At 70.5% G+C, this 26928-nt stretch carries 19 protein-coding genes; 10 read left to right on the forward strand and 9 right to left on the reverse strand.

Annotated elements, in window-relative coordinates:
* On the reverse strand, nucleotides 1-533 hold a 533-nt coding region (locus ABZ880_RS53175), incomplete at its 3' end, for a hypothetical protein (RefSeq protein WP_361278942.1).
* A 458-nt stretch (nucleotides 534-991) separates the two neighbouring features.
* On the opposite strand from ABZ880_RS53175, the gene ABZ880_RS53180 reads away from it, so the two are divergent.
* From ABZ880_RS53180 to ABZ880_RS53200, 5 genes are read left to right on the forward strand one after another with little or no spacing between them, the layout of a single operon-like run.
* Nucleotides 992-3892 carry a nitrate- and nitrite sensing domain-containing protein gene (locus ABZ880_RS53180; RefSeq protein WP_361278944.1) on the forward strand — a complete coding sequence of 967 codons (2901 nt, stop codon included), beginning with the start codon at nucleotides 992-994 and terminating at the stop codon, nucleotides 3890-3892.
* The gene (locus tag ABZ880_RS53185) at nucleotides 3889-4326 is read left to right on the forward strand and encodes a roadblock/LC7 domain-containing protein (RefSeq protein ID WP_361278946.1); all 438 of its coding nucleotides are present in this window, start codon (nucleotides 3889-3891) and stop codon (nucleotides 4324-4326) included. The genes ABZ880_RS53180 and ABZ880_RS53185 overlap by 4 nt, the downstream gene beginning before the upstream one ends.
* Nucleotides 4327-4335: 9 nt before the next feature.
* Nucleotides 4336-4731 (forward strand): DUF742 domain-containing protein, encoded by a 396-nt coding sequence (locus ABZ880_RS53190; protein WP_361278949.1) that lies wholly within the window; start codon nucleotides 4336-4338, stop codon nucleotides 4729-4731.
* Between the two features lie 24 nt (nucleotides 4732-4755).
* Entirely contained in the window at nucleotides 4756-8373 is a 3618-nt protein-coding gene (locus tag ABZ880_RS53195; protein WP_361278951.1) for a hydantoinase B/oxoprolinase family protein, read from the forward strand.
* Entirely contained in the window at nucleotides 8354-8959 is a 606-nt protein-coding gene (locus tag ABZ880_RS53200; RefSeq protein WP_361278953.1) for an ATP/GTP-binding protein, read from the forward strand. The genes ABZ880_RS53195 and ABZ880_RS53200 overlap by 20 nt, the downstream gene beginning before the upstream one ends.
* 69 nt (nucleotides 8960-9028) lie before the next feature.
* Here the strand turns inward: ABZ880_RS53200 and glpK are convergent, their stop codons facing one another.
* The 4 genes from glpK to ABZ880_RS53220 form a co-directional block, all read right to left on the reverse strand.
* Entirely contained in the window at nucleotides 9029-10540 is a 1512-nt protein-coding gene (glpK, locus tag ABZ880_RS53205; protein WP_361278955.1) for a glycerol kinase GlpK, read from the reverse strand.
* 502 nt (nucleotides 10541-11042) lie between these two features.
* Entirely contained in the window at nucleotides 11043-12695 is a 1653-nt protein-coding gene (locus tag ABZ880_RS53210) for a GGDEF domain-containing protein (RefSeq protein WP_361278958.1), read from the reverse strand.
* Nucleotides 12696-12855: 160 nt separating this feature from the next.
* On the reverse strand, nucleotides 12856-14046 hold the full coding sequence (locus ABZ880_RS53215; protein WP_361278960.1) for a lipid-transfer protein: 1191 nt from the start codon (nucleotides 14044-14046) through the stop codon (nucleotides 12856-12858).
* Complete coding sequence (locus tag ABZ880_RS53220; protein ID WP_361278962.1) at nucleotides 14043-14468, reverse strand: zinc ribbon domain-containing protein; 426 nt, start codon at nucleotides 14466-14468, stop codon at nucleotides 14043-14045. Before ABZ880_RS53220 ends, ABZ880_RS53215 begins: the two co-directional genes overlap by 4 nt.
* Nucleotides 14469-14715: 247 nt before the next feature.
* Here ABZ880_RS53220 and ABZ880_RS53225 point away from each other — a divergent pair, with 247 nt between their 5' ends.
* Nucleotides 14716-15525 carry a M15 family metallopeptidase gene (locus ABZ880_RS53225; RefSeq protein WP_361278964.1) on the forward strand — a complete coding sequence of 270 codons (810 nt, stop codon included), beginning with the start codon at nucleotides 14716-14718 and terminating at the stop codon, nucleotides 15523-15525.
* Between the two features lie 47 nt (nucleotides 15526-15572).
* The gene (locus ABZ880_RS53230) at nucleotides 15573-16109 is read left to right on the forward strand and encodes an NUDIX domain-containing protein (protein ID WP_361278966.1); all 537 of its coding nucleotides are present in this window, start codon (nucleotides 15573-15575) and stop codon (nucleotides 16107-16109) included.
* 1 nt (nucleotide 16110) lies between these two features.
* Here ABZ880_RS53230 and ABZ880_RS53235 read toward each other — a convergent pair whose 3' ends face one another.
* Entirely contained in the window at nucleotides 16111-18477 is a 2367-nt protein-coding gene (locus ABZ880_RS53235) for a TIM-barrel domain-containing protein (RefSeq protein ID WP_361278968.1), read from the reverse strand.
* A 213-nt stretch (nucleotides 18478-18690) separates the two neighbouring features.
* Here ABZ880_RS53235 and ABZ880_RS53240 point away from each other — a divergent pair, with 213 nt between their 5' ends.
* Nucleotides 18691-20658 (forward strand): acetoacetate--CoA ligase, encoded by a 1968-nt coding sequence (locus ABZ880_RS53240; protein ID WP_361278970.1) that lies wholly within the window; start codon nucleotides 18691-18693, stop codon nucleotides 20656-20658.
* Nucleotides 20659-20667: 9 nt separating this feature from the next.
* On the opposite strand, the gene ABZ880_RS53245 is transcribed toward ABZ880_RS53240, so the two are convergent.
* Nucleotides 20668-21987 carry an aminotransferase class I/II-fold pyridoxal phosphate-dependent enzyme gene (locus ABZ880_RS53245; protein ID WP_361278972.1) on the reverse strand — a complete coding sequence of 440 codons (1320 nt, stop codon included), beginning with the start codon at nucleotides 21985-21987 and terminating at the stop codon, nucleotides 20668-20670.
* 111 nt (nucleotides 21988-22098) lie between these two features.
* On the opposite strand from ABZ880_RS53245, the gene ABZ880_RS53250 reads away from it, so the two are divergent.
* Nucleotides 22099-23313: an MFS transporter gene (locus tag ABZ880_RS53250; protein WP_361278974.1), complete on the forward strand. Its 1215-nt coding sequence runs from the start codon at nucleotides 22099-22101 to the stop codon at nucleotides 23311-23313.
* 22 nt (nucleotides 23314-23335) lie between these two features.
* Nucleotides 23336-24229, forward strand: a complete 894-nt coding sequence (locus ABZ880_RS53255) for a hypothetical protein (protein ID WP_361278977.1) — start codon at nucleotides 23336-23338, stop codon at nucleotides 24227-24229.
* An 87-nt stretch (nucleotides 24230-24316) separates the two neighbouring features.
* Here the strand turns inward: ABZ880_RS53255 and ptsP are convergent, their stop codons facing one another.
* Both ptsP and ABZ880_RS53265 read right to left on the reverse strand, forming a co-directional pair.
* Nucleotides 24317-25987 (reverse strand): phosphoenolpyruvate--protein phosphotransferase, encoded by a 1671-nt coding sequence (ptsP, locus tag ABZ880_RS53260; RefSeq protein ID WP_361278980.1) that lies wholly within the window; start codon nucleotides 25985-25987, stop codon nucleotides 24317-24319.
* A gap of 78 nt (nucleotides 25988-26065) precedes the next feature.
* Entirely contained in the window at nucleotides 26066-26515 is a 450-nt protein-coding gene (locus ABZ880_RS53265; protein WP_361278982.1) for a PTS glucose transporter subunit IIA, read from the reverse strand.
* Nucleotides 26516-26928 lie beyond the last annotated feature (413 nt).

Consider the following 26928-nt stretch of genomic DNA (forward strand, 5'->3'; position numbering starts at 1 on the left):
CCCACTCGGGTGTCCCAAACCCGGGGGTTCCCCCCCGGCGGGCTAACCCCCTCCGGGCCCCGCGGGGGGCCCCCCCCCTCCGGCGGGCCCCGGCCCCGCTCGCGGCGCAGGGCCCGGGCGGTGCTGCTCGGCGCCGACACCACGCCGTTGCGCTGGTTCCAGACCTGGCGGGTCACCCAGACGTCCAGGGCGCCCCAGGTGGCCACCACCGTACTGACGACGCTGCTGATGACCATCGGGAAGGCCAGCCAGGATCCGGCCATGGTGCACAGGAAGGCCACCATCGCCTGGATCAGCGTCACGGCGATGATGAGCACCGCCCGCACCGCCGCCGTGCGCACCGGATCGGGCATGCGGCGCCGCCGCGCCGGCTCCTCGACCCACAATGGCTGGTAGGGAGGCTGCACTTGGTCCATGTTGCCTTCCCTGGTCCCCGCCGCAGCGCCGCGTCTGTCCCTTGCCTCGCGTCCGGTTGCCGGAATGTCGCGATCCGGTGCCTCGGCGTTCTGCTGCACCGTCAGGTGCGCCGCCACGCCGTCTCCGGGCGCCTCACACCGCTCCGCCGTGCCCATCAACGTGTCACTCCCCACCGCCGGCAGACAGCTCGCGCCGTGTCCGATCACACGGCTCCCCTGTGGCTGCCCGGCTTGCGCTGTTTTACGCCGCCGGGGTGCGGGATGCGGCTCCTGTGGCCGATTCCGCCCCCATCTCCCATGGACAAGGACGAACAAGGCGTCCTGAAGATTCCCAAGGAGCGTAAATTTCCAGCCAACTGGCCGGGCGGGCCGGTCGGATGGACATCGGCGGTCACCACAGGAATCGGGGAGGCAATCTCCCCCAATGACCGGACAACTCCCCATGTCTCGCCGCCCGCGCGGAAGTTCAGCTTCCGGACGGCTCTTCGAGTTACCTGTGCGTCGGTAGTAGGCTCGCGCCGTTTGTTGACGTACATGTGTACCCCCGGTCGGTGGGGGGCGAGCTGGGGGAGGCCATGCGCTTTCGCGGGAAGTCGATCCGCCGGAAGATCGTGGCGCTGCTTCTCGTGCCGCTGGTGTCCCTGACCGCGATCTGGGGCTTCGCCACGGTACTCACGGGTCGTGAAGCAGAACAGCTGTTCAACGTGTCGGACGTGGTCGAGAAGATCGCCTACCCGATCGAGGACACCGTCCGCGTCCTGCAGCAGGAACGCCGCCAGACCCTCGTCTACCTGGCCGATCCCCGGGCCTCCGACGGGCTCACGGACCTCCGGCAGAGCCGGGCCGCCACGGACAGGGCCGTCGCCGAGATCCGGAAGAACGCCAAGGACCCCGATGTGCGCGACGCGGTGGGTGAGGGCACGGACGAGCGTCTGACCGCCGTGCTGGACGCCTTCGACGGCATCGACGCCCTGCGCCGCGGCGTCGCGGACGGCACCGTCGACCGCGCCCGGGCCCTCGACCTGTACAACCGCCTGGTCGACCCGTGCTACACCCTGCTGACCAACCTCCATGTCGTCGACAACGTCGAGATGGACAAGCAGTACCGCGCACTCGTCAACCTCGCCCGCGCCCGCGAACTGCTCTCCCGTGAGGACGCCCTCCTCGGCTCCTCCCTGATCGTCGGCAAGCTCTCCCGCAGCGCGAGCCGCGACGTCTCCGACCTGGTCGCCCAGCGCACCCTGATGTACGACGTCAACCTGCCGCTGCTGCCCTCGTCGGAACGCGACCGCTACGACCGGTTCTGGAAGAACGCCGCCACCGCCCCGCTGCGGGTGGCCGAGGAGTCCGCGATCTCCTCCGGGTCCGGCACGTCCCTCGAGGTCAGCGCGCAGAGCTGGGACACCGCCGCCGGTAACGTGCTCGACGAGCTCGGTACCCTCAACGACCAGGCGGGCGACCGCTACCAGGACCGCGTCCGCCCGGTCGCCATGGGCGTCATCGCCAAGGCCGCCATCGCCGGCGTCCTGGGTCTGCTCGCCCTGCTCGCCTCGCTCTTCCTGTCCGTGCGTGTCGGCCGCACCCTCATCCGCGACCTGCGGCAACTGCGCCTGGAGGCCCACGAGGCGTCCGGCGTAAGGCTGCCGAGCGTCATGCGCCGGCTGTCCGCGGGCGAACAGGTCGACGTGGAGACCGAGGTCCCACGCCTGGAGTTCGACAAGAACGAGATCGGCGAGGTCGGCCAGGCCCTCAACACCCTGCAGCGCGCCGCCGTCGAAGCCGCCGTGAAACAGGCCGAGTTGCGCGCCGGGGTCTCCGAGGTGTTCGTCAACCTCGCCCGGCGCAGCCAGGTCCTCCTGCACAAGCAGCTCACCCTGCTCGACACCATGGAACGCCGGACCGAGGACACCGACGAACTCGCCGACCTGTTCCGCCTCGACCACCTCACCACCCGTATGCGCCGGCACGCCGAGGGCCTCGTGATCCTCTCCGGTGCCGCCCCCTCCCGGCAGTGGCGCAGGCCCGTCCAGCTCATGGACGTGGTGCGCGCCGCCGTCGCCGAGGTCGAGGACTACGAGCGCATCGAGGTCCGCCGGCTGCCGCGGGTCGCGGTCACCGGTCCGGCCGTCGCCGACCTCACCCATCTCGTGGCCGAACTCCTGGAGAACGCCACGGTGTTCTCCCCGCCGCACACGGCCGTCCAGGTCCTGGGCGAGCGGGTCGCCAACGGCTTCACCCTGGAGATCCACGACCGCGGCCTCGGCATGGCGGCCGACGCCCTCCTGGACGCCAACCTCCGGCTCGCCGAGACACCGGAGTTCGAGCTGTCGGACACCGACCGGCTCGGCCTGTTCGTGGTCAGCCGGCTCGCCCAGCGGCAGAACGTCCGCGTCTCGCTGCAGCCGTCTCCCTACGGCGGCACCACCGCGGTCGTCTTCATCCCCGACGCGCTGCTGACGGACGACGTCCCGGACACCAACGGCATCGGCTTCCGTCTCGACCGGCCCCGACCCTCGAAGGAGGCCGAGCTGGAGGAGAGCCGCCGGACCGCGCTCTCCCAGATGCCCGTGGAACTGCCCGGTCTGCCGGCCTCTCTCCTGGACGGTCCGATCGAACTGGAGGCGCCCGTCGACCTCGACGCCATCGAGGACTTCCCGGGCGCGCTCGACGACGAGGACAGCGAACGCGGCGGACTCTTCCGCCCACGCCGCTCCATCGTCCTCGCCGAGGACGAGACGACCAGCCACCACGGCGATCTTCATCACGCCCCCGAGCGCCACGAACCCGACCACGACGGCGCCGATGCGAGCGCCCCGGTCGCGCTGCCCCGCCGCCGCACGCCCAAGCTGGTCAGCTCGCACGGTCGCCCGGTCACCGAGCAGCGCTCGCGCCGCGAGGACGCGGTCGACGGTCCTGCCACAGGTCCGGGTCGACCCGAGCCGGAGGCCACGGCACCGTTGCCGTCCCGCCGCCGGGGCGAGGAGCCCTTGGCGGGCAGGGGCGGGCCAGACCAGGCAGCCGTGCCCCCGCTGCCGACCCGCCGCCGCGGCGCCTCGCCGCTGCGCCCGGGCAACGGCGGGGCCGACGGCCCCGGTGAGCGCGCGGCCTCCCCGGCGCCCGAGGGACGCTCCGGCGAGGCCCCGGCCCTGCCCATGCGCAGCCGAGCCGCGATCGCCCCCGGCGACGCCGCCCCCACCGCCCGGCGCCCCGGCACCGCACCGCAGGAGACAGGCTCCGGCACGGGCCCGCTGCCCCGGCGCGTACGGCAGGCCAACCTGGCCCCGCAGCTGAAGCAGAGCCCCCAGCGGCACACGGAGGAGCACAGGGACCTCGGGGAGCGGGACGCCGACGAAGTACGCAGCCGTATGGCCTCGCTCCAGCGCGGCTGGCAGCGCGGCCGCGAGGAGAACGCCGCGGGCGACGACGCCCACAGCGGCACAGCACCACAGGGAACGACAAAGGGGGACGGTCGATGACCGCACCGAAGGCGACCGGCCACACCGCGACCAACAAGTCCGGGGAACTGAACTGGCTCCTGGACGACCTGGTGGACCGCGTCGCGAGCATCCGCAAAGCCATCGTGCTCTCCGGGGACGGCCTGCCGACCGGTGTGTCCAAGGACCTCACCCGGGAGGACAGTGAGCACCTCGCCGCCGTCGCCTCCGGATTCCACAGCCTGGCCAAGGGCGTGGGCCGCCATTTCGAGGCGGGCAATGTGCGGCAGACGGTCGTCGAGCTCGACGAGGCCTTCCTGTTCGTGACGGCCGCGGGCGACGGCAGCTGCCTGGCCGTCCTCGCGGACGCCGACTCGGACGTCGGCCTGGTCGCCTACGAGATGACGCTCCTCGTCAAGCGGGTCGGTGTACATCTGGGCGCCGCTCCGCGCACCGATCTGCCCGCGGGCGGGTAGTGGGATGTCATGAGCGCTGACGGTCAGGGAAGAAGCCACTGGTTCGACGACGAGGCCGGACCGGTCGTCCGTCCGTACGCGATGACGCGCGGCCGCACCACCAGTCCGGGCCAGCACCGTCTCGACCTGATCGCCGTGGTCGTCACGGAACCCCAGGCGGACGATCCGGACGCCGACGCGACGCTGTCCCCGGAGCACGTGGACATCGTCGATCTGTGCCGTGACGCCCCCCAGTCGATCGCGGAACTCGCCGCCGAGCTCGATCTGCCGATCGGGGTGGTGCGGGTCCTCATCGGTGACCTGGTGGACGCGGAATTCGTCCATGTGACGCGGCCGGTACCCCCTGCCGAACTGCCGGACGAGAGTATTCTGCGCGACGTGATCAACGGCCTCCGGGCGCTGTGAGCGGCGCGGAAGCGGGGTACTGACGTGACAGGCTGGCAGTTCTGGGTCGACCGAGGCGGCACGTTCACCGACATCGTCGCGCGACGCCCGGACGGCCGCCTGCTCACGCACAAGCTGCTGTCGGAGAATCCGGCGCGATACTCCGACGCGGCCGTCGCGGGCGTCCGCGAACTGCTGGACGGTACCGAGGAGCCCATCGAGGCCGTCCGCATGGGCACGACGGTCGCCACCAACGCCCTCCTCGAGCGCAAGGGCGAACGCACCCTGCTGGTTGTCACCCGCGGCTTCCGTGACGCCCTGCGCATCGCCTACCAGAACCGCCCGCACATCTTCGCCCGCCGCATCGAACTCCCCGAACTGCTCCACGAGCGGGTCGTGGAGGTCGACGAGCGCATCGCCGCCGACGGCACCGTCCTGCGCGCCCCCGACCCGGACACCCTCGTCGGCCCCCTGCAGGAGGCGTACGACGACGGGATCCGCGCCGTCGCCGTCGTCTGCATGCACAGCCACCTCCACCCCGCCCACGAACAGGCCGTGGGGAGGCTGGCCGCCCGCATCGGCTTCCCGCAGATCTCGCTGTCCAGCGAGGTGAGCCCCCTGATGAAGCTCGTCCCGCGTGGGGACACCGCCGTCGTGGACGCCTACCTCTCGCCCGTGCTGCGCCGCTACGTCCAGCATGTCGCCGACGAACTCCAGGGCGTACGGCTGATGTTCATGCAGTCCAACGGCGGTCTCGCCGAGGCCGGGCAGTTCCGAGGCAAGGACGCCATCCTCTCCGGGCCCGCCGGAGGCATCGTCGGCATGGCCCGCATGTCGCAGCTGGCCGGTTTCGACCGTGTCATCGGCTTCGACATGGGCGGCACCTCCACCGACGTCTCGCACTTCGCCGGTGAGTACGAACGTGTCTTCACCACACAGATCGCGGGTGTCCGGCTGCGCGCCCCCATGCTGGACATCCACACCGTGGCGGCCGGCGGCGGCTCGGTCCTCCACTTCGACGGCTCCCGCTACCGCGTAGGGCCGGACTCGGCGGGCGCGGACCCCGGGCCGGCCTGCTACCGCGGCGGCGGCCCGCTGGCCGTCACCGATGCCAATGTCGTGCTCGGCCGCATCCAACCCACCCACTTCCCCAAGGTGTTCGGCCCCGACGGCGACCAGCCTCTCGACGCGGACCTCGTTCGCGACCGCTTCGCCACCCTCGCGCGCGACATCCGCGAGCGGACCGGCGACGACCGCACGCCCGAGCAGGTCGCCGAGGGCTACCTGCAGATCGCCGTCGCCAACATCGCCAACGCCGTCAAGCGGATCTCCGTCCAGAAGGGTCACGACGTCACCCGTTATGCCCTCACCACCTTCGGCGGGGCGGGCGGTCAGCACGCGTGCATGGTCGCCGACTCGCTCGGCATCCGCACCGTCCTCGTGCCCCCCATGGCCGGTGTGCTGTCCGCGCTCGGTATCGGCCTCGCCGACACCACAGCCATGCGCGAACAGTCCGCCGAAGCGCCCCTGGAGCCCGCCTCCATGCCCGGCGTCCAAAAGACGGCCGACGACCTCGAGGGAGCGGCCCGCGCCGAACTCCTCGCCGAAGACGTCCCCGAGGACCGCATCCAGGTCACCCGCCGCGCCCAGCTGCGCTACGACGGCACCGACACCACCCTCACCGTCGAGCTGACCGAGCCCGACACGATGCGCCGCTCCTTCGAAGATCGTCATCGGGCCACGTACTCCTTCACGCTGGACCGCCCGATCGTCGTCGAAGCCCTCTCCGTTGAAGCCACCGGCATCACAGAACCCCCCGATCTCTCCGCCCTCGCCCCGTACGAAGGCCGCACCGCCACCCCTGACACGGTGCGCCTGCACACCGGCGGCGCCTGGCGCGACGTACCCCTCCACCGCCGTGAGGACCTCCCTCCCGGCGAAACCGTCACCGGCCCCGCGATCATCACCGAGGCCAGTGCGACGACCGTCGTCGACGACGGCTGGCGGGCCGTGGCACGAGACGACGGGCATCTGGTCATGGAACGCGCGGCGATTACGCAGAGTTCCGATCTCGACACAAAAACCGATCCGGTTCTTCTCGAGGTCTTCAACAACCTCTTCATGTCGATCGCCGAGCAGATGGGCGCCCGGCTGGAGTCCACGGCCCAGTCGGTCAACATCAAGGAGCGCCTGGACTTCTCCTGCGCGCTCTTCGACCCGGACGGAAACCTGGTGGCCAACGCCCCTCACATTCCTGTCCACTTGGGCTCGATGGGCACCAGTGTCAAAGAGGTCATCCGGCGCCGCGGTTCGTCGATGAGGCCCGGCGACACCTACGCCGTCAACGACCCGTATCACGGCGGCACCCACCTGCCCGACGTCACCGTCATCACCCCCGTCTTCGACACGCAGGGTGACCGGATCCTGTTCTACGTCGCCTCCCGCGGCCACCACGCCGAGATCGGCGGCATCGCCCCGGGCTCCATGCCCGCGAACAGCCGCACCATCGAGGAGGAAGGCATCCTCTTCGACAACTGGCTGCTCGCCGAGAACGGCAGCTTCCGCGAACAGGAGACCCTCCGCCTGCTCACCGAAGCGCGCTATCCCTCCCGCAACCCGAAGACCAACCTCGCCGACCTGCGCGCCCAGATCGCCGCCAACCGCAAGGGCGTCGACGAAGTCGCCCGCATGATCGAGAACTTCGGCCTCGACGTCGTCCAGGCGTACATGAAGCACGTCCAGGACAACGCCGAGGAAGCCGTACGACGGGTCATCGACGCCCTCGACGACGGCGAGTACGCCTACGAGACCGACTCGGGCGCCGTCATCCGCGTGCGCGTGCGCGTGGACCGCGAAAACCGCTCCGCAACCGTCGACTTCACCGGCACGTCCCCCGAGCTGGCCAGCAACTTCAACGCCCCCTTCGCGGTCGTCAACGCGGCCGTCCTGTACGTCTTCCGCACCCTCGTCGCCGACGACATCCCGCTCAACGACGGCTGTCTGCGCCCCCTCGACATCGTTGTGCCGCCAGGGTCGATGCTCGCGCCCGAGCCGCCGGCCGCCGTCGTCGCGGGCAACGTCGAGACCTCCCAGGCCATCACCGGAGCCCTGTACGCGGCGCTCGGCGTCCAGGCCGAGGGCTCCGGGACCATGAACAACGTCACCTTCGGCAACGAGCGCCACCAGTACTACGAGACCGTCGCCTCCGGGTCCGGCGCCGGCGACGGCTTCCCCGGTGCGCCCGTCGTGCAGACACACATGACCAACTCGCGGCTCACCGACCCCGAAGTCCTCGAGTGGCGACTGCCCGTACAGCTCGACGAGTTCGCCGTACGGCACGGCAGCGGCGGCGGCGGACGCTGGCGCGGCGGCGACGGTGCGGTGCGACGCATCCGCTTCCACGAGCCCATGACGGTCTCCACGCTCTCCCAGCACCGCAGGGTCCCGCCGTACGGCATGGCGGGCGGCGAGCCCGGTGCGCTGGGCGCAAACCGCGTGGAGCGCGCCGACGGCACGGTCACCGCGCTCGGCGGAAGCGACGCGGCGGACGTGCTTCCCGGCGACGTACTCGTCATCGAAACCCCAGGCGGCGGAGGCTACGGCCCGCCGCCCCACGACCCCGATCAAGCAGGAGAAGAGAACGATGATCTTCGGGCGTTCTGAGCGCGGGAAGCCTCCGGTCGAGCCCGTCACGCTCAAGATCCTGGTGGCCGGCGGCTTCGGCGTGGGCAAGACCACCCTCGTCGGGGCGGTCAGCGAGATCAGGCCGCTGCGCACCGAGGAACTGCTCACCGAGGCCGGTCGGCCGATCGACGACACGAGCGGTGTGGAGGGCAAGCACACCACCACCGTCGCCATGGACTTCGGCCGCATCACGCTCCGCGAGGACCTCGTGCTGTACCTGTTCGGCACGCCCGGGCAGGAGCGGTTCTGGTTCATGTGGGACGAGCTGTCCGAGGGCGCGCTCGGCGCCGTCGTCCTTGCCGACACCCGCCGCCTGGAGGACTGCTTCGCCGCCGTCGACTACTTCGAGCGGCGCTCCATACCCTTCCTCGTCGGCGTCAACTGCTTCGAGGGATCGGCCCGTTACCCGGTGGACGACGTCCGTCGGGCCCTCGACCTCGACGACGACGTTCCGCTCGTGCTGTGCGACGCCCGCGACCGGGAGTCCGTCAAGGAAGTCCTCATCGGCGTGGTCCAGCACGCGATGGCACACGCGGCGGACCGCCGCCAGAGCGTCGTCACCTGACGCGGGTGCGCGGCCCGTACCCCCGCCGACCGGGGTACGAGCCGCAGCCTTGGGCACGCGCGCGTGTGCCTAGTTGTCGCCGTCTTCCTCCCAGCCGAAGCTCTTCTCCACGGCCTTGCGCCAGTTGTGGTACTGGCGGTCACGTACGGACGCCTCCATGGCCGGCGTCCACTCGACGTCCTTCTGCCAGTGGGACTTCAGCTCGTCGAGGTCGTTCCACACACCGGTGGCGAGCCCGGCCGCGTAGGCGGCGCCCAGGCAGGTGGTCTCGGAGACCTTCGGGCGGACCACCGGAACGTCGAGCACATCCGCCTGATGCTGCATGAGCAGGTTGTTCTTGGTCATGCCGCCGTCCACCTTCAGGGTGGTGATGTGCACCCCGGAGTCCTGGTACATGGCGTCCACGACCTCGCGCGTCTGCCAGCTCGTCGCCTCGAGCACGGCCCGGGCGAGGTGCGCCTTGGTGACGTAGCGCGTCAGGCCCGTGATGACCCCGCGCGCGTCGGAGCGCCAGTAGGGCGCGAAAAGGCCGGAGAAGGCGGGCACGATGTAGGCACCGCCGTTGTCCTCGACGCTCGCCGCCAGGGGTTCGATCTCGTCGGCGGTGCGGATGATGCCGAGCTGGTCGCGGAACCATTGCACGAGGGCGCCCGTTATGGCTATGGACCCCTCCAGGCAGTAGACCGGCGCCTCACTGCCGATCTTGTAGCCCATCGTCGTCAGCAGCCCGCTCTTGGACGCCACCGGCCGGTTGCCCGTGTTGAGCAGCAGGAAGCTGCCCGTGCCGTACGTGTTCTTCGCCGTGCCCACGTCGTAGCAGGCCTGACCGAACACCGCCGCCTGCTGGTCGCCGAGGGCCGAGGCGACCGGCACGCCGGCCAGCTGGCCGACCGCGGTGCCGTATGTCTCGGCGGAGGACCTGATCTCGGGGAGGACGGCCTCTGGGATGTTCATTGCGGAGAGGATCGACGAGTCCCACTGGAGGGTTTCCAGGTTCATCAGCATCGTGCGGCCGGCGTTGGTCACGTCGGTGACGTGCTGCCCGCCGTCGGTGCCGCCCGTCAGGTTCCAGATGAGCCAGGAGTCGATCGTGCCGAAGGCGATCTCGCCGCGCTCGGCGCGGTCCCGCAGCCCGGGCACATTGTCGAGCAGCCAGGCGGCCTTGGGACCGGAGAAGTACGTGGCCAGCGGCAGTCCGGTCTGCTCGCGGAAGCGGTCCTGCCCGTCCGAGCCGCCGAGCTGGTTGCACAGGGCCGCGGTGCGCGTGTCCTGCCACACGATGGCGTTGTGCACGGGCTTGCCCGTCGCGCGGTCCCACAGGACCGTGGTCTCGCGCTGGTTGGTGATGCCGAGTGCGCTGAGCTGGTCGGCGCGCAGTCCGGCCTTGGCGATCGCTCCGGCGACCACCGCCTGCACCTTGGACCAGATCTCCGTGGCGTCGTGCTCCACCCAGCCGGGTTTGGGGAAGATCTGGCGGTGTTCGCGCTGGTCGACGGCGACGATCGCGCCGTCCTGGTTGAAGACGATGCAGCGGCTGGACGTGGTGCCCTGGTCGATAGCGGCGACGAACTTGTCCGTCATGACGTCCCCTTCGTCGTTCCTTCAGAAAGCTGCTGTGGATCAGAAAGCTGCTGTGAAGAAGGCTGTTGTGAGGATGAGCCCGGAAGGCACCCCGCCGATCAGCGGTCCGATCACCGGGATCCCCGCGCGATTGCGGTGTGGGATCCCCGTCTCTCCGTTGCTCATGGCGGCTCCTAGGCCCTGGCCCGGGGTGATCGACCCCGGGCCTGTGTGCAGGGTGCGTTTCCCATGGCGACTTCAGCCGAAGGCAGGGAGTGTCCCGCGCCCCGCCCGGCGTCCGTGACGAGCGTGCCGTCGCAGCCGAATCGCCCGTGAGGGAGCGGGCCTGTCCCGCAGGCGCGGCCCGCGCGGTGCGTGCCTGGTTACACCGTGTATGTACGGCGATGCCGACTGACACCGGAAGTGTTCACCGGCGCCCAGAGAGCGTCAAGGTCGCTGACGGCAACGGTGACAGCCGCCCGAGCGCCCGTGGGGAGTACCCACGGCCGGTACCAGTACAGACTCATCCTCTCCCGGGTTCCGCCACCGCGCACCCCGCCTGGGCGGGCGTGGCCTCCGAGCCGCGCAGAATCTCGTATCCCGGCAGCCCTGCGCGGCCCAGCACCCAGCTTGCGCCGTTCAGGGACTTCGCCGCCTTTTTGAGCGGCGCCAGACAGGCCGCGACCTGCCGGTGGTCCGTCACGCTGCCGGGCCGGCACAAAACCGTGGCCAGGGACAACGTGACCGGACGCCCGCCCGCCGACCAGGGCGCGTCCAGCACCGCGCGGGCCAGCGGATCCACGCCTTCCGGATCCGCGAGCACCAGGAAGTCGTCTCCGCCGATGTGCCCCACGCGCGTGCTGCCGGATGCGGCATGCTGCAGCGCACGCGCCACGGACCTGATCAGCTCGTCGCCGGCGGCGAACCCCGCCCCGTCGTTGACCTGCTTGAAGTGGTCCACGTCCAGCCAGCTCAGCGCGACCGTCCGCCCGTCCGCGATCCGCCGGTCCACCTCCCCGGTGATCGCGTCCGAACCGGGCAGCCGGGTCAGCGGATTGAGCCCCGCTGCCTCCTCGACCCGGCTCTCGGCCAGCGCCCGCACTAGATCCGCGAGCCGTACGACCCCCACACACCGCCCCTGCCGGTCGACCACCGCCACATCGTCCGACGTACGGTCCCGGCCGCCGACGGCCACCACGTCCAGAACCTCCCAGGCGGTGGCGTCGACGCCCACCGTCCGCGGCGGATCCCCGAGCTTGGCTGCCGGCCGGTCGGCGTACAGCGCATGCCCGTAGCGGCCCGACATCGACAGCAGGAAGCGCGAGCGGTGCACCGAGCGGACCGGGGTCCCGTGCACGTCCACGAGCAGCACTCCGGACACCTCCGGTGACCCGGTGAGCAGCGCCCGCACCTGACCGGCGGACACGGTGGCGGGCAACAGCGCGGCAGGCCGCACGAACTCGCGGACCGACGGTCCTGACCGCGGCACCGCCACGACGCCGGGGGGGAGGGGCGGAATGTATACGTCCGCTGCGGGCAGCCGGGCGGGCGGCGCGAACAGCGCCCCCTGGGCCAGCTGCGCCCCGGCCGACACCGCGGCCGCGCACTGCAGCTCCGTCTCCACACCCTCGACGGACAGCAGCGCTCCCAACTGCTCGCACAGCGTCCGCATCGCCCTCACCGCAGCCGGCCGCGCCAGCAGCGATGCGTCCAGTTTCACCAGGTCGGGTGCCATGTCGTTGAGCAGCCGCAGGGGTACGTCGCCGTCCCCGATGCCGTCCGCGCTGATCCGGAAACCCTGGCCCCGCAGCGCGGCCACCGCCTCCAGCAGAGCCTGCTGCGGCACATGCGTGTACGGCGGGCCGACGTCGACGGTCACCTCCCACGGCAGCCGTCCCGCCTCGCGCACGGCGGCGTGCAGCGGGGTGAGGCCGCCGAGGTCGGCGAGGGTGCCCGCGAATACGTTGACGTGCAGCGGCAGCAGCGTCTCCTTGTGCGCCGCCGCGCGGACCGCCAACACCGCGAGCCGGCCGTCGAGTTCGGGGTCCCGGCGGGCCTCGGCCAGGATGTCGCCGGTCTCCGGGCGGGCAAGTATCTCCAGCCCCGCGACCCCTCCGGTGGCCAGATTGACCACCGGCTGGAAAGCGAAGCGGAGAGTGTCCGTCCAGGAGCGCACGGCAGCATGATGACTCCGCCGGAGCACCCCCAGGCCCAGTTCATGAGACGTTCACGCAGCATTTCGGGGCGATCACGCAGCGTATGAGAAAGGGCTTGCTCCGGTTCGCGAGGAGAGACCGCGCAGCCGGACGCACCCAGCTGCGACGACGGCGCGCTCCTCACCGCACCGCGATCACCGCCGACCCGTGCCCGAACAGCCCCTGGTTCGCCGTGATTCCCACCCGAGCGCCCGCGACCTGCCGGTCACCCGCTTCCTGCCGCAACTGCCAGGTCAGCTCGCAGACTTGGGCGATCGCCTGTGCCGGAACCGCCTCCCCGAAAGAGGCCAGTCCACCGCTCACGTTCACCGGTATTCGCCCGCCCAGGGTCGTGGCGCCCTCCCGCAGCAGCTTCGCTCCCTCTCCCTCTCCGCACAGCCCCAGATCCTCGTACCACTGCAGCTCCAGCGCCGTGGACAGGTCGTAGACCTCCGCGAAGGAGAGATCCTCGGGCCCAACGCCCGCCTCCTCGTAGGCAGCGCTCGCGATCGACGCCCGGAACGTCTCGGCGGTCGGCTCCACCGCCATCGCGGAGTCCGTCGCGATGTCCGGCAGGTCCAGCACCGTGTTGGGGTAGCGCGGCGTCACGGTCGACACGGCCCGGATCCGCACCGGCTCCGCAGCGCCGTGCCGGCGCGCGAACTCCAGGCTGGAGAGCACCAGTGCCGCACCTCCGTCCGACGTCGCGCAGATGTCGAGCAGCCGCAGCGGGTCGGCGACCACGGCGGAGGCGGCGACCTCCTCGGCGGTCACCCGCTTGCGGTAGCGCGCGTTCGGATTGAGTGCGCCCAGGGCCGAGTTCTTCACCTTGACCCGTGCGAAGTCCTCCGGGGTGTCCCCGTGCACGGCCATGCGACGGCGCGCGTACAGCCCGAAGTACGTCGGATTGGTCGCCCCGAGGACCCGGAAGCGCAGCCAGTCCGGATCGTCGGGACGGTCGCCGCCCGCGGGCCGGAAGAACCCCTTGGGCGCCGCGTCGGCGCCCACCACGAGGACGACGTCGGCGAGTCCCGAAAGGATCTGCGCCCGCGCGGTGTTGACGGCCTGCGACCCCGACGCGCACGCCGCGTACACGCTCGCCACCCGGGCCCCCTGCCAGCCCAGCGCCTTCGCGAAGGTCGCACCGGCCACAAACCCCGGATAGCCGCCACGGACGGTGTCCGCGCCGACGATCGAGCCGATGTCCCGCCACTCGAGCCCGGCGTCGGCGAGCGCCGCGCGGGCCGCCACCGCGCCGTACTCGACGAAACTGCTCCCCCACTTGCCCCACGGGTGCATGCCCGCGCCGAGCACCGCCACCTCACCCGTCATGCCCTCACCCCCGTCGGCCGCCAGTGCCAGGTCGTCCAGGTCGTCTCCGCGTCCTCATGGAGCACGCCCGGGGCGACCTCCACCTCCATGCCCACCGTCAGATCGGCGACGGTGATCCCGGGAGCCGCCTGACCCAGCACCACGATCCGCTCGGCCTCGAGCTCCACAGCGATCAACGTGTACGGCTCCCACGGAAGTTCCGGATCGGTCACATACGGTGACGGAGGTCGATAGCGGCTGTCCGTGTACGACCAGACCCGCCCGCGGGGCGAGAGCGGCACCTCTTCCAGGCCGCCGCCCGGACACCCGGGGTTGCGGCAGTGCGTGTCCTCGCGAGGAAAGAAGACCGAGCTGCACGCCGCACAGCGCGTGCCGAGAAGCCTGAAGCCGTCCTCGCCGCCGGCGAACCATCCGTCGACCACAGGCCTGCGCGTACGCGACACAACCCCTCCCCGCTACGGAATCTGACGGAACGTCAGAAGTCTGCCACGGGCATCCGGAAAAGGGCAGGGCGTCCCACCGAACCGAACAGGCCCCTGCTGCGTCGTCGTTACGGAAGGGACGGCCGGGGCCCACGGGGGTGGTTCCGGCCGTCCCTTGGTTGCATCCGGAGTGAACTGCATCCGATCGCTTCCCGTGCGGAACAGTGACCTGGTAGATGCAGGAGACATGACACGACTCACCAGTGCAGTTCGCGGTCTGATCACCGCACTCGCCGCCCTGCTGGCCGTGACCGCCACCTCCGCCACTGCCCGGGCTAGCACCGAGCCCAAGGCACCGAGCGACTTCGTGGCTCTGAGAACCGTGGACCCGACGATCATCCAGGAGATGCGCTACTTCACGGTGCACAACTTCGTCGGCGAACGCATCGACGGCTACGAGCAGCCCCTGTGCATCCTCACCCGGCCGGCCGCCGAAGCGCTCCACAAAGCCCAGACGAAGCTGCTGCGCAAGGGCTACACCCTCAAGGTCTACGACTGCTACCGGCCGCAAGGCGCCGTGAACCACTTCGTCCGGTGGGCCGAGGACCTCGACGACCAGGCGATGAAGGGCGAGTTCTACCCGAACGTCGACAAGACCCGGCTGTTCGAGGACGGTTACATCGCGGAGAAATCCGGCCACAGCCGAGGCTCCACCATGGACCTCACCATCGTGAAGCTCCCCGCGCGGCGGACCCGGCCGTACCACCCCGGCGAACCCCTCGTGCCCTGCTACGCACCCAAGGACGAGCGCTTCCCGGACAACTCCGTCGACATGGGCACCGGCTTCGACTGCTTCGACACCCTGGCCCACACCCTCGACCCGCGCATCCAGGGCGAACAGCGCGCCAACCGGCTGCTGCTCAAGAGCACCCTGGAGGGTCTCGGATTCGTGAACCTCGCCGAGGAGTGGTGGCACTACACGTACAAGCCCGAGCCCTACCCGGACACCTACTTCGACTTCCCGGTCTCCTGGAAGTCGCTCACCAACGGCCACTGAGCCGCCTCGAGGAGACGCCCTCCACGTGATCGGATACATTCCGCTTCGTGTCCGAAACTCATGCCTCCGCCCCCAACTCCGCGCCCGACTCACATTGTTCGAGCTGCGGAGCGCCCTACGGAGAGGGCGTCTCCGGCTGGCCCCGCACCTGTCCGGACTGCAAGGCCGTGGCCTACCGCAATCCGCTTCCGGTCGCGATCGCGCTCCAGCCCGTGTACGACACAAAGGGCACCGCCCTGGTCGTCATCACCCGAACCATCGCCCCCGCACGCGGGGGCATAGCCCTGCCCGGCGGCTTCATAGACGACCGCGAGGACTGGCGGCATGCCGTGGTCCGCGAGCTCAAGGAAGAGACCGGCATCGACGCGGCGAGCCGCGACGTGCGGCTCGTCGACGCCATGAGCTCCCCCGACGGACACCTGCTGCTGTTCGGGCTCCTCCCGGAGCGCCCTGCCGAGGGCCTCCCGCAGTCCGCCGCCACGGACGAGACGGAAGGCTGGCACCTCCTGCGCAGGGCGGAGGAGCTCGCCTTCCCCCTGCACACGCTGGCCGTGCGGGCCTGGTTCGAGGGCCGTTACCTCTGAGTCAGCCCTGCTCGACTCCTCGCACCCGCACCGGGTAGGGCGGCTTGCCCGAGCCGCCCTCGCCCTCCCGCCGGACCACCAGCCGCCGTCCCTTCCAACGGGCGACGTAGCGCTCGAGTTCCGGCTCGTCCCAACCGTCCCCCGAGTCCTGCACCACCAGTCCGCCGCCGCTCCGTCCCCGGGCGGCGGCCCACACCTCCAGCTCCAGACCGCCGTCGTCCCCGCGCACGGGGACGACGGCACCCGCGCGCGCGAGCACCGGAATCCGCGACAAGGGGGCGTCGACGAGCACCTGCCCCGGTCCCTCGTACACCTTCTCCGTCACTGTGTCGTACCAGCGCCCCCGGGGCAGCTGCACAGCACGCCGGTCCGCGCCCGGATCGAGCACCGGCGCCACCAGCAGGCAGTCGCCCAGCAGGAAGGCGTCCTCGCAGTCCCGCAGCGCACGATCCTCGGGCGTGCCCCACCAGAGCGGCCTCACATAGGGAGCTCCCGTGCGCCGGGCCAGATGCGCCAGCGTCATGAAGTACGGCAGCAGTCGCCGGCGTTCGACGAGCGCCACGCGCGCGTGCTCCAGCACTTCTGGGCCGAACTCCCAGGGCTCCCTGCGTCCCGCCCGCAGACTTGCGTGCGTGCGGAACAGCGGCAGGTACGCGCCCAGTTGGAACCACCGCAGATACAGCTCGGGCGAGGGACTGCCGTCGAAGCCGCCCACGTCCGGACCCGAGTACGGCACCCCGCACAGCCCGAGCCCCATCACCAGCGACAGCGAGGCCCGCAGTCCGGGCCATCCGGTGGCCACATCACCGGACCATGTCCCCCCGTAGCGCTGCATACCGGCCCACCCGGAACGTGAGAAGACGAACGGCCGCTCCTGGGGGGTCAGTTCGCGCAGCCCCTCGTAGGCCGCCCTGGCCATGCACAGCGCGTAGACGTTGTGCGCCTCCCGGTGGTCCCCGCCCCGTCCTTCCAGGAAGTGCCTGGCCGAACGAGGCAGCGTCGACTCCCCGAACGCGGTGAACGAGGTGGGTTCGTTCATGTCGTGCCAGAAACCCGAGAACCCCTGCGCGAGCCGCTCCTCGTACAGACCTCCCCACCACTCACGCACGCGCGCCTGGGTGAAGTCCGGGAAGACCGCCTCCCCGGGCCACACGACCCCACGCACCACACGCCCCGAGGCGTCCCGCACGAACGCATCCTGGGCCGTCCCGCTGTCGTACACGGCATTGCCCTCGGCGGCCTTGACCGCAGGGTCGACGATCGACACCAGACGGATCCCGTCCCGCCGCAGCTCCTCGGCCAGCACGGGCAGCTTGGGGAAGTGCTCGCGGTCGACGGTGAACGCCTGGTGCTCGTCGTAGTGGTCGATGTCCAGATGCACGGCGTCCAGCGGCAGCCCGCGCTCCTGGTAGCCGGAGACGATCCGCCTCACCTCCTGCTCACTGCCGAAGCCCCAGCGCGCGTGGTGGTGTCCCAGAGCCCAGGCGGGCGGGAGCGCCGGCGCACCCGTCAGCGACGCCCAGGCGAGCAGCACGCGCGCGGGGGTGCCCACCATCACCCAGCAGCGCAGTGGACCGCCGTCCGTCCGCAGCTCGGACGTCCCCGCCCGGTCGTGTCCGGAACCGGCGCCCTCCTCGCCCTCCCGCAGCGTCACCGTGCCGTCCCACGAGGTGTCGTGGAACACCAGATGCGTGCCGGCGTCGGCCACCACCAGCTGCACCGGCATCGTGATGTACAGCGGATCGTCGCCGGGACCGAAGGTGCGGCCGGGGTCCGTGTTCCACAGGCGGTACGTTCCCTCGCGCAGCCGGGGGCCCGACGCGCGACCCCCCAGACCGAAGAACCGCGCGTCGGCGGACACCTCCGAGCGCTGCATCCAGCGCGCGGCTCCGCCCCCGACCGGCTCCCACCACCGGGGCGGCAGATCACGGCGCAGGGTCACACCACCGGGCGTACGCACCTCGACCGCTCCGTGCCGCGAGACGACAACGGTCACCCGCTCCGCCACGACCCGCCAGCCGCCGTCCTTGTCCGGCTCCAGAACCGCCCGCGGATCCGGCTCCGGGCACCGTCCGGCGAGCGCGTACGACGGCTCCGGCTCGGCCCCGTCCCAGCCCCAGAAGACCGCCCCGTTCACGGCGACCACGATCCGCAGCTCCGAGCGGCTGAAGCGGACGATGCCGCCGCCCGGCCCGGGCTCCACGTCCTGCACGGGCCCGGGCACCCGCGCCCGCTCGGCCCTCCTCGGCGGCAGCGCGGAAGCATCCGCACGCCTCCTGCGCCACGCCGCCCTCACGGTACGCAACCTCTGGGCCGCCCCCGCAGAACCGACCACCCTCACCGAACGCACCAGGTCACGACCGTCCATGCTGCTCACCCTGCCACTGACCGCCCCACACACGCGTGCCGTTCAACTGCCGTTCACCCGTGCCGAGACCACATCTTCACGACACCGACTATGTGGGGCGCACCCTGGTGTAGAAGTCGATCACATGGCATCGTCCGTGTCAGCCGCGTCACGCGCACACCCCAGCACGTGCGCGACCGACGCACACGACGCGCACAGTCCGGGAGCCGCCCCATGTCGACCGTGAATCCCCAGCCGCTCTGGCAGCCAGATCCGGAACGCATCGCCCAGGCGCAGGTGACGAAGTTCCAGGCCTGGGCGGCCGAGCGCCACGGTGCCCCGGCCGAGGGCGGCTATGCGGCACTGCACCGCTGGTCCGTGGACGCACTGGACACCTTCTGGAAGGCCGTCGCCGAGTGGTTCGACGTCCGGTTTTCGACACCCTACGCGCGCGTGCTCGGCGACCGCTCGATGCCGGGCGCCGAGTGGTTCCCCGGGGCGACCCTGAACTACGCCGAACACGCTCTGCGTGCGGCCGCGACCCGCGCGGACGAACCGGCCCTCCTGTACGTCGACGAGACCCACGAAGCGCGCCCGGTGACCTGGTCCGAACTACGCCGCCAGGTGGGCTCGCTGGCGGCCGAGCTGCGCGCCCTCGGCGTACGCCCCGGTGACCGTGTCAGCGGCTATCTCCCGAACATCCCGCAGGCCGTCGTCGCCCTCCTCGCCACGGCAGCCGTGGGCGGTGTCTGGACGTCCTGCGCCCCCGACTTCGGCGCCCGCAGCGTCCTGGACCGCTTCCAGCAGGTCGAGCCGGTCGTCCTGTTCACCGTCGACGGCTACCGCTACGGCGGCAAGGAGCACGACCGCCGCGACATCGTCGCCGAACTGCGCCGCGAACTGCCCACGCTGCGTGCCGTCGTCCACATCCCCCTCCTCGGCACCGAGGCACCCGAAGGCGCCCTGGACTGGTCGTCCCTGACCGGCGCGGACACCGAGCCCGTCTTCGAGCAGGTCCCCTTCGACCACCCGCTGTGGGTGCTCTACTCCTCGGGCACGACCGGCCTCCCCAAGGCCATCGTCCAGTCCCAGGGCGGCATCCTGATCGAGCACCTCAAACAGCTCGGCCTGCACTGCGACCTGGGTCCCGAGGACCGTTTCTTCTGGTACACGTCGACCGGCTGGATGATGTGGAACTTCCTCGTCTCCGGCCTCCTCACCGGGACGACGATCGTGCTCTACGACGGCAGCCCCGGCTACCCGGACACGGGCGCCCAGTGGCGCGTCGCCGAACGCACCGGAGCCACCCTCTACGGCACCTCGGCGGCGTACGTCATGGCCTGCCGCAAGGCCGGCGTGCACCCGGCGCGCGACTTCGACCTCTCCAAGGTGCAGTGCGTCGCGACCACCGGATCACCGCTGCCGCCCGACGGGTTCCGCTGGCTGCACGACGAGGTCCGCGACGATCTGTGGATCGCGTCCGTCAGTGGGGGCACGGACGTGTGCTCCTGCTTCGCAGGAGCCGTACCGACCCTCCCGGTGTACATCGGTGAACTCCAGGCGCCCGGCCTCGGCACCGACCTGCAGTCCTGGGACCCGAGCGGAAAGCCCCTGGTCGACGAGGTCGGCGAGCTCGTCGTCACCAACCCCATGCCGTCGATGCCGATCCACTTCTGGAACGACCCCGACGGCAGCCGCTACCACGACAGCTACTTCGACACGTACCCCGGCGTATGGCGCCACGGCGACTGGATCACCCTCACCTCCCGCGGCTCCGTCGTCATCCACGGCCGGTCCGACTCGACGCTCAACCGGCAGGGCGTGCGCATGGGTTCGGCGGACATCTACGAGGCCGTCGAGCGCCTGCCCGAGATCAGGGAATCCCTCGTGATCGGCATCGAGCAGCCCGACGGCGGCTACTGGATGCCCCTCTTCGTGCACCTGGCCCCCGGGGCCGCCCTGGACGAGACCCTCCTGAGCCGCATCAAGCAGACCATCCGCGAACAGCTCTCACCACGCCACGTCCCGGACGAGATCATCGAGGTCCCCGGCATCCCGCACACGCTCACCGGAAAGCGCATCGAGGTCCCGGTCAAGCGGCTCCTCCAGGGCACCTCACTCGAGAAGGCGGTCAACCCCGGCTCGATCGACAACCTCGACCTGCTGCACTTCTACGAGGACCTCGCCCGCAAGCGCGCCTGACCGGGCAGGTCAACCACCGTAGGTGGCCTCGGACTCACCGAGCACGGCAGCGAAGTCCGAGGCCAGCCGCACCGCGTCGGCAATCTCGAGCTCGGCGACGGAGATCCGTACCCCCGCTGCCGACGACGAGCGGAAGCGGGCGCCCGCCGCGACCCACCAGCCGTACGAACGCAGCCCGTTCACCACGGCCGACTCGTCCCGCACGGGCACCCACAGGTTCATCCCGCTCGCCCCGTGTCCGCGGATGCCGCGCTTGCCCAGTTCATCGAGAAGAGCGCCACGGCGCAGTGCATATGTCTCCTGCGCGCGTGCCACCAACGCGCGCGTGCCGTCGTCGGTCAGCAGCCCGTGGACGATGTCCTGGAGCAGATGACTGACCCAGCCCGACGTCAGCAGCAGCCGGCCGTCGTGGCGGGCCAGCGTGGTCGCATCACACGCCGCCGTCGCCCACCGCAGGTCGGTGCCGAGGAACTTGCTGACGGTCCGCACGTGCACCCAGCGCGTCAGTCCACCGCTCGTCAGCGTGTGCAGCGGTGCGGCGGCGACGGCGGACGCGTGGTCGTTCTCGACGACCAGCGCATCGGGCTCGTCCAGGAGCACTTCCACCAGCGCGTCCCGGCGTGCCACGGAGAAGCAGCCGCCGTACGGGTTCTGCGCCCGGGGACTGCACACCAGGGCCCGCACTCCCGCCCGTAGCGCCCCGCGCAGGGCATCGGGCCGAACCCCCTCGTCGTCCACGGCCACCGGCACGACACGCAGCCCCAAGGCCGTGACCAGATCCAGCAGATGGTGATATCCGGGGTCCTCCATGGCCACGGCATCCCCGGGCCGCAACTCCACGGACAGCAGCCGCCCGATCAGATCCAACGCTCCATGTGCGAACGTCACATGTTCCACGGGCACACCGTCGGGCCCGATCCAATGGCGTACGACCTCCTCCAGCCGCGCCAGCCTTGGTGTCGACCGGTGTGCCCGGGCACCGGGGGACAGACGCGACGGCGGAACGACAGCGGGAAGCAGAGCGGGGTCCGGGTGCCCGCCGGACAAGTCCCGCAGACCTTCCGGGACTTTGGGCGGACGCCGTGACGCCACCGCCGGAGCCGACGCCACCACCGTCCCGCCACGCCCGCGCGTGACCACGATTCCGCGTCGCCGCAGCTCCTTGTAGGCCGTGGCGACCGTACCCGGACTGACCCCGAGGTCGTCCGCGAGCCGTCGCACGGGAGGCAGCGCGGCACCTGGCCCCAATGTCTCTTCCGCCACGGCCCGTTCGACGGAAGCGGCAATTCCCTTGGCCGTCGTACCAGTGATCCCATATTGTGTTGCCACGTTGGAAATTATGTATCAATACATAAATCCAGGCAAGGGGGAGCAGTGCATCCGATGCGTCGCACAGCCGCATGGTCGAGCCGCGTACCCGGAGGGCGTGACGGGCGCAGAATGCTCACCATCGCCCTAGTCGACCGCATCGGCAGCGGACTGTGGGCCTCGGTGTCCGTGCTCTACTTCACCTACGTCTCAAGCCTCTCCGTCGCCCAGGTCGGCACGCTCGCCGCAGTCGCCGGAGCCATCGGCATCGCCGGCGCACCCCTGGGCGGCCGCCTCGCCGACCGGTTCCCGCTCACCCGCGTCCTGATCGCCGTCCAACTTCTGCGTGCCGTCGCCTCCTTGGCGCTGCTCACCACGAACGACTACGCCCTGCTCCTCGCCTTCTCGGCCGCCGGCAGCCTCGGAGACCGCGCGGCGAGCGTCCTCACCAGGCTCTACGCCACGCGCGTGGCAGGAGCGGACCGCGTCCGCTACCAGGCCGTCCACCGCACTGTCGCCAACGCGGGCTGGGCCCTGGGCGGTCTCGCCGCCGCGACGGCACTCGCCCTCGGCACCGCCTCCGCGTACCAGTGGCTGCTCGCCGGAGACGCCCTGTCCTTCATCGCCTCGGCACTCCTCACGCTGCGCTGCGGCGAACCCCCGTCCCCCTCGCGCGCCGTCGCCACGTCGAAGACCCCGACACCCACGACCAAGCCGCCACGCACAAACCCCTGGCGCGACCGCACCTACCTCGCCTACGTCGCCACCGAAACCGTGCTCTTCCTGGACGACGCCGTGTTCAAGGTCGGCCTACCCCTCTGGATCGCACACGCGACCAGCGCACCGCACGGCCTCGCACCCCTGCTGCTGGTCCTCAACAACGTGATGGTGGTGGCCCTGCAGGTCCCCCTGGCTCGTTTCGCAACCACGACGAGGGCCGCGCGCAAGCTGCTCACCCCGCTGTCAGCCGCCTTCGCCCTGGGTGGCATGGCCATGGCCTTCTCGGCCACCGGCGGCGCCGCCACCGCCATCCCGCTCCTCACCGTCGCGGCCGTCGCGTTCACCCTGGCCGAGATGATCCACGCCACCGTCTCCTGGGAGCTCTCCGTCGCCCTGGCCCCCGACACCGGGCAGGGCGCTTACCTCGGTGTCCACGGCCTGGCCCAGTCCGCCCAACGCAGCGTCGGACCACTCGCCGTCACCGCGGCCGTCACCATCGGCCCGGCCGGCTGGACCTGCTTCGGCGGCTTCATAGCCCTGACCTGCCTCATCCAGGACCGACTGGTCCGCGATCGCCTCGCCCCGACGCCGTTGTCAGTGCCCCCGGTTACTGTGAGTGAGCAATGATCGACTGCACTCAGGGGGAACCATGGCGCACATCGACCACCAGACCATGCGGCGCGTTCTGCGCCGCGAAATCGCCGGCACCATCGGCCTGCTGACCGACGAGCACGACTTCCGCGCCATGCGGCGCTACCGCAGCTTCACCTTCGACAGTCACGAGACCTATCTGCAGCAGGTGGAGGCGCTCCTCAAGACACGCGCCTCCCAAGGCGGCCACACCACGGTCGCACTCTTCGACCCCCAGGAGTACGCGGAATTCTGCGCGGACGCAGGCCTCGACCCCGACGTCCCGTCGAGCCGCACCCGGTTCACCGCCGAACTGGCGAGCACAGGACCCACCGTCCCCTACGACGGCCAGCCCCTGGCGGACCTCGTCCCCACCCTCGTCGACGAAGCCGTCCGCCAGGCCACCTGGGAGTACGCGTCCACGCTCCTGGCCCGCCTCGGCGCCTGCGCCTCCTGCGGCGAGGACATCGGCCGCGCAGCTTTCACCCGCGCCTCCGGCCTCCTCGTACGCATCCTCGACACCGCAGGCCCCGGCAACCGGCACCTCGTCTGCAGCGTCTCGGCAACCCCGGAAACCCTCGTCTCCGTCCTCCACGCCGACGAGGACGACGACGGCGCCATCCAACTCGACGAGGCCGAAGCCCTCGAGTTCACCACGGTCCTGGCCCTCGGCATCGCCACCCAGAGCCCAGGCGGACTCGTCATGCGCACCAGCACCTCCGGAACCACCGACCGCGTCTACGGCTGGCGCCTCCGCGGAGAAGGGCTCGCACCGCTTACCGCCGGCGAGGTGTTCGACGCCTACTGCACCGACATCGAATCGGGAGACCTGATCTCCCCGGAATCGGACGTCGACTACTGCGCACCGCCCGACCTCGGACAGGAAGGACCGACATCGGGCCACCACCACTGACAGCGCAAGGGGCGCTCCACTTGAGAGTGAAGCGCCCCTTCAAGCAAGACCGGCAGAAAGCAACTGCCGACAACTGCTCGGGTCCGACTACTCGCCGGACAGCACCGCCTGAGCCGCGTTGCGCGCCTCCTCGGCGCTGTCCGCAGCCCGGGCCGCCGCAGCGGCACGCTCACACTGGGCCAGCGTGTACTTGCCCAGCGTCGACCGGACATACGGAATCGACGCCGCACCCATGGAAAGAGAGGTGACACCCAGACCGGTCAGCACACATGCCAGCAGCGGGTCGGACGCGGCCTCACCACAGACACCACAGCTCTTGCCCTCGGCCTTCGCCGCCTCCGCGGACAGCGCGACCAGGTCGAGCAGCGCCGGCTGCCACGGATCCTGCAGCCGGGAGACCGCACCCACCTGACGGTCGGCGGCGAAGGTGTACTGCGCGAGGTCGTTGGTCCCGAGCGACAGGAACTCGACCTCCTGCAGGATCGACCGAGCCCGCAGCGCGGCCGACGGAATCTCGACCATCGCGCCGAACTTCGCCTGCAGCCCGGCCTCACGGCACGCGTCGGCGAACGCCTTGGCATCGGCGCGGTCCGCGACCATCGGGGCCATGACCTCGAGGTAGACCGGCAGGCCCTCGGCCGCCTTGGCCAGCGCGGTCAGCTGGGTGCGCAGCACCTCGGGGTGGTCGAGCAGCGTCCGAAGACCGCGTACACCCAGAGCCGGGTTCGGCTCGTCGGCCGGTGTGAGGAATTCCAGCGGCTTGTCCGCCCCCGCGTCCAGCACACGCACGACGACACGGCCCTCGGGGAACGCCTCGAGCACCTGCCGGTACGCCTCGACCTGCTTCTCCTCGGACGGGGCGTTCTTGCTGTCGTCCAGGAAGAGGAACTCGGTACGGAACAAACCGACGCCCTCGGCTCCGGCCTCGACGGCGGCCGGCACGTCCGCCGGACCACCGACGTTGGCCAGCAGCGGCACCTTGTGTCCGTCGGAGGTGGCACCCGGCCCGGTCGATGCGGCCAGCGCCGCCTTGCGCTCAGCAGCCTGGGCCTTCAGCTGCGCCTTCTTCTCCTCACTTGGATTGACGAAGATCTCGCCGGTGCTGCCGTCCACGGCGATCAACGTGCCTTCGGCCAGCTCACCCGCGCCTGGCAGCGCGACCACGGCTGGCACTCCGAGCGCCCGCGCCAGAATCGCGCTGTGGCTGGTCGGCCCGCCCTCTTCAGTGACGAAGCCGAGGACCAGGGTCGGATCGAGCAGTGCTGTGTCGGCAGGCGCAAGGTCACGTGCAATAAGGACGTACGGCTCGTCGCTGTCCGGGACGCCAGGCATCGGCACCCCGAGAAGCCGGGCGACGATACGATTCCGCACGTCATCCAGGTCCGCCACACGACCGGCGAGATACTCACCGGCACCGGCCAGCAGAGCGCGGTATGCGGCGAACGCGTCATACACCGCGCGCTCGGCCGTGCTTCCAACGGCGATGCGCCGTTCGACATCCGCCATCAACTCGGGGTCCTGGGCCATCATGGCCTGCGCCTCGAGCACCGCTTGGGCTTCGCCCCCCGCCAGATTGCCACGCGCCATCAGATCGGCAGCCACAGCCTCCACGGCCTGGCGTGCGCGCCCCTGCTCACGCTCCGCGTCCTCCGCCGGAATCTGCTTGGCAGGCGGCTCCAGCACCGCCGTTCCCATGTGCCGAACCTCGCCGATCGCCACACCGTGGCTCACGCCGACGCCTCGCAGCGTTGTCTCCATCTCACCCGTCTCCGATAGTGCGGCGGGTCCCGCCGCCGCGGTGGTTGTCCTGCTTGCCGTCATACGACGGCACTGACGTCACTTCCAGACGAAGAGACTGTCGCCGGCCTTCACATCGCCGTCGTCACGAAGATCGGAGAGAGCCTCGGAGGTGGCCTCGAGCGCCACGATCGGGCACACCGCGGACTTCCCGGCGGCCTCGACGGCGGCCGGGTTCCAGCGCACCACGCCCTGACCACGCGTCACGGTGTCGCCCTTGTTCACGAGCAGTTCGAAGCCCTCGCCGTTGAGCTGCACGGTGTCGATGCCGAGGTGGGTGAGTACGCCGTGTCCCTCTTCGTCGACGACGACGAAGGCGTGCGGGTGAAGAGAGACGATCACTCCGTCCACGGGAGCGAGAACCTCGGATGGCTCCCGCACGGGGTCGATCGCAGTACCCGGGCCGACCATGGCCCCGGAGAAGACCGGATCCGGCACAGCTGCCAGTCCGATGGCGCGTCCTGCGATCGGGGACGTCACGGTGGTCATGGGAAGCCTCCCAGGAGTGGAGTTGCATAGGGGCCGTCACTGCCAGTCACGGACGGCACACTGTGCAGCAGGGTATGCCAGATGAAGTGCCGGTTCCGCATGAAGATACCGGTTAGTGGTCTAGACCACCAGCCTAATGGATTTGCACCCGCTTCCCAGCCCCGTGTACAGTCGTACTCCTGCTTGAGGCCGAGTGACGCGACCAAGCGTCCTTGCCCAGCAGCACCCATACTTGTCAGATCCTATCTCGGGGTCGCCTTCTGCATGCCCGCAGGATGGTGGTCAGAGAGACGGAAAAACACTGATAGAGTTTGGAACACCGAAGGGAAGCGCCCGGAGGAAAGCCCGCGAGGGTGAGTACGAAGGAAGCGTCCGTTCCTTGAGAACTCAACAGCGTGCCAAAAATCAACGCC

Origin of the sequence: Streptomyces sp. NPDC047043 (genome assembly GCF_040644055.1) — a bacterium.
In the GTDB taxonomy this organism is placed as follows: Bacteria; Actinomycetota; Actinomycetes; order Streptomycetales; family Streptomycetaceae; genus Streptomyces.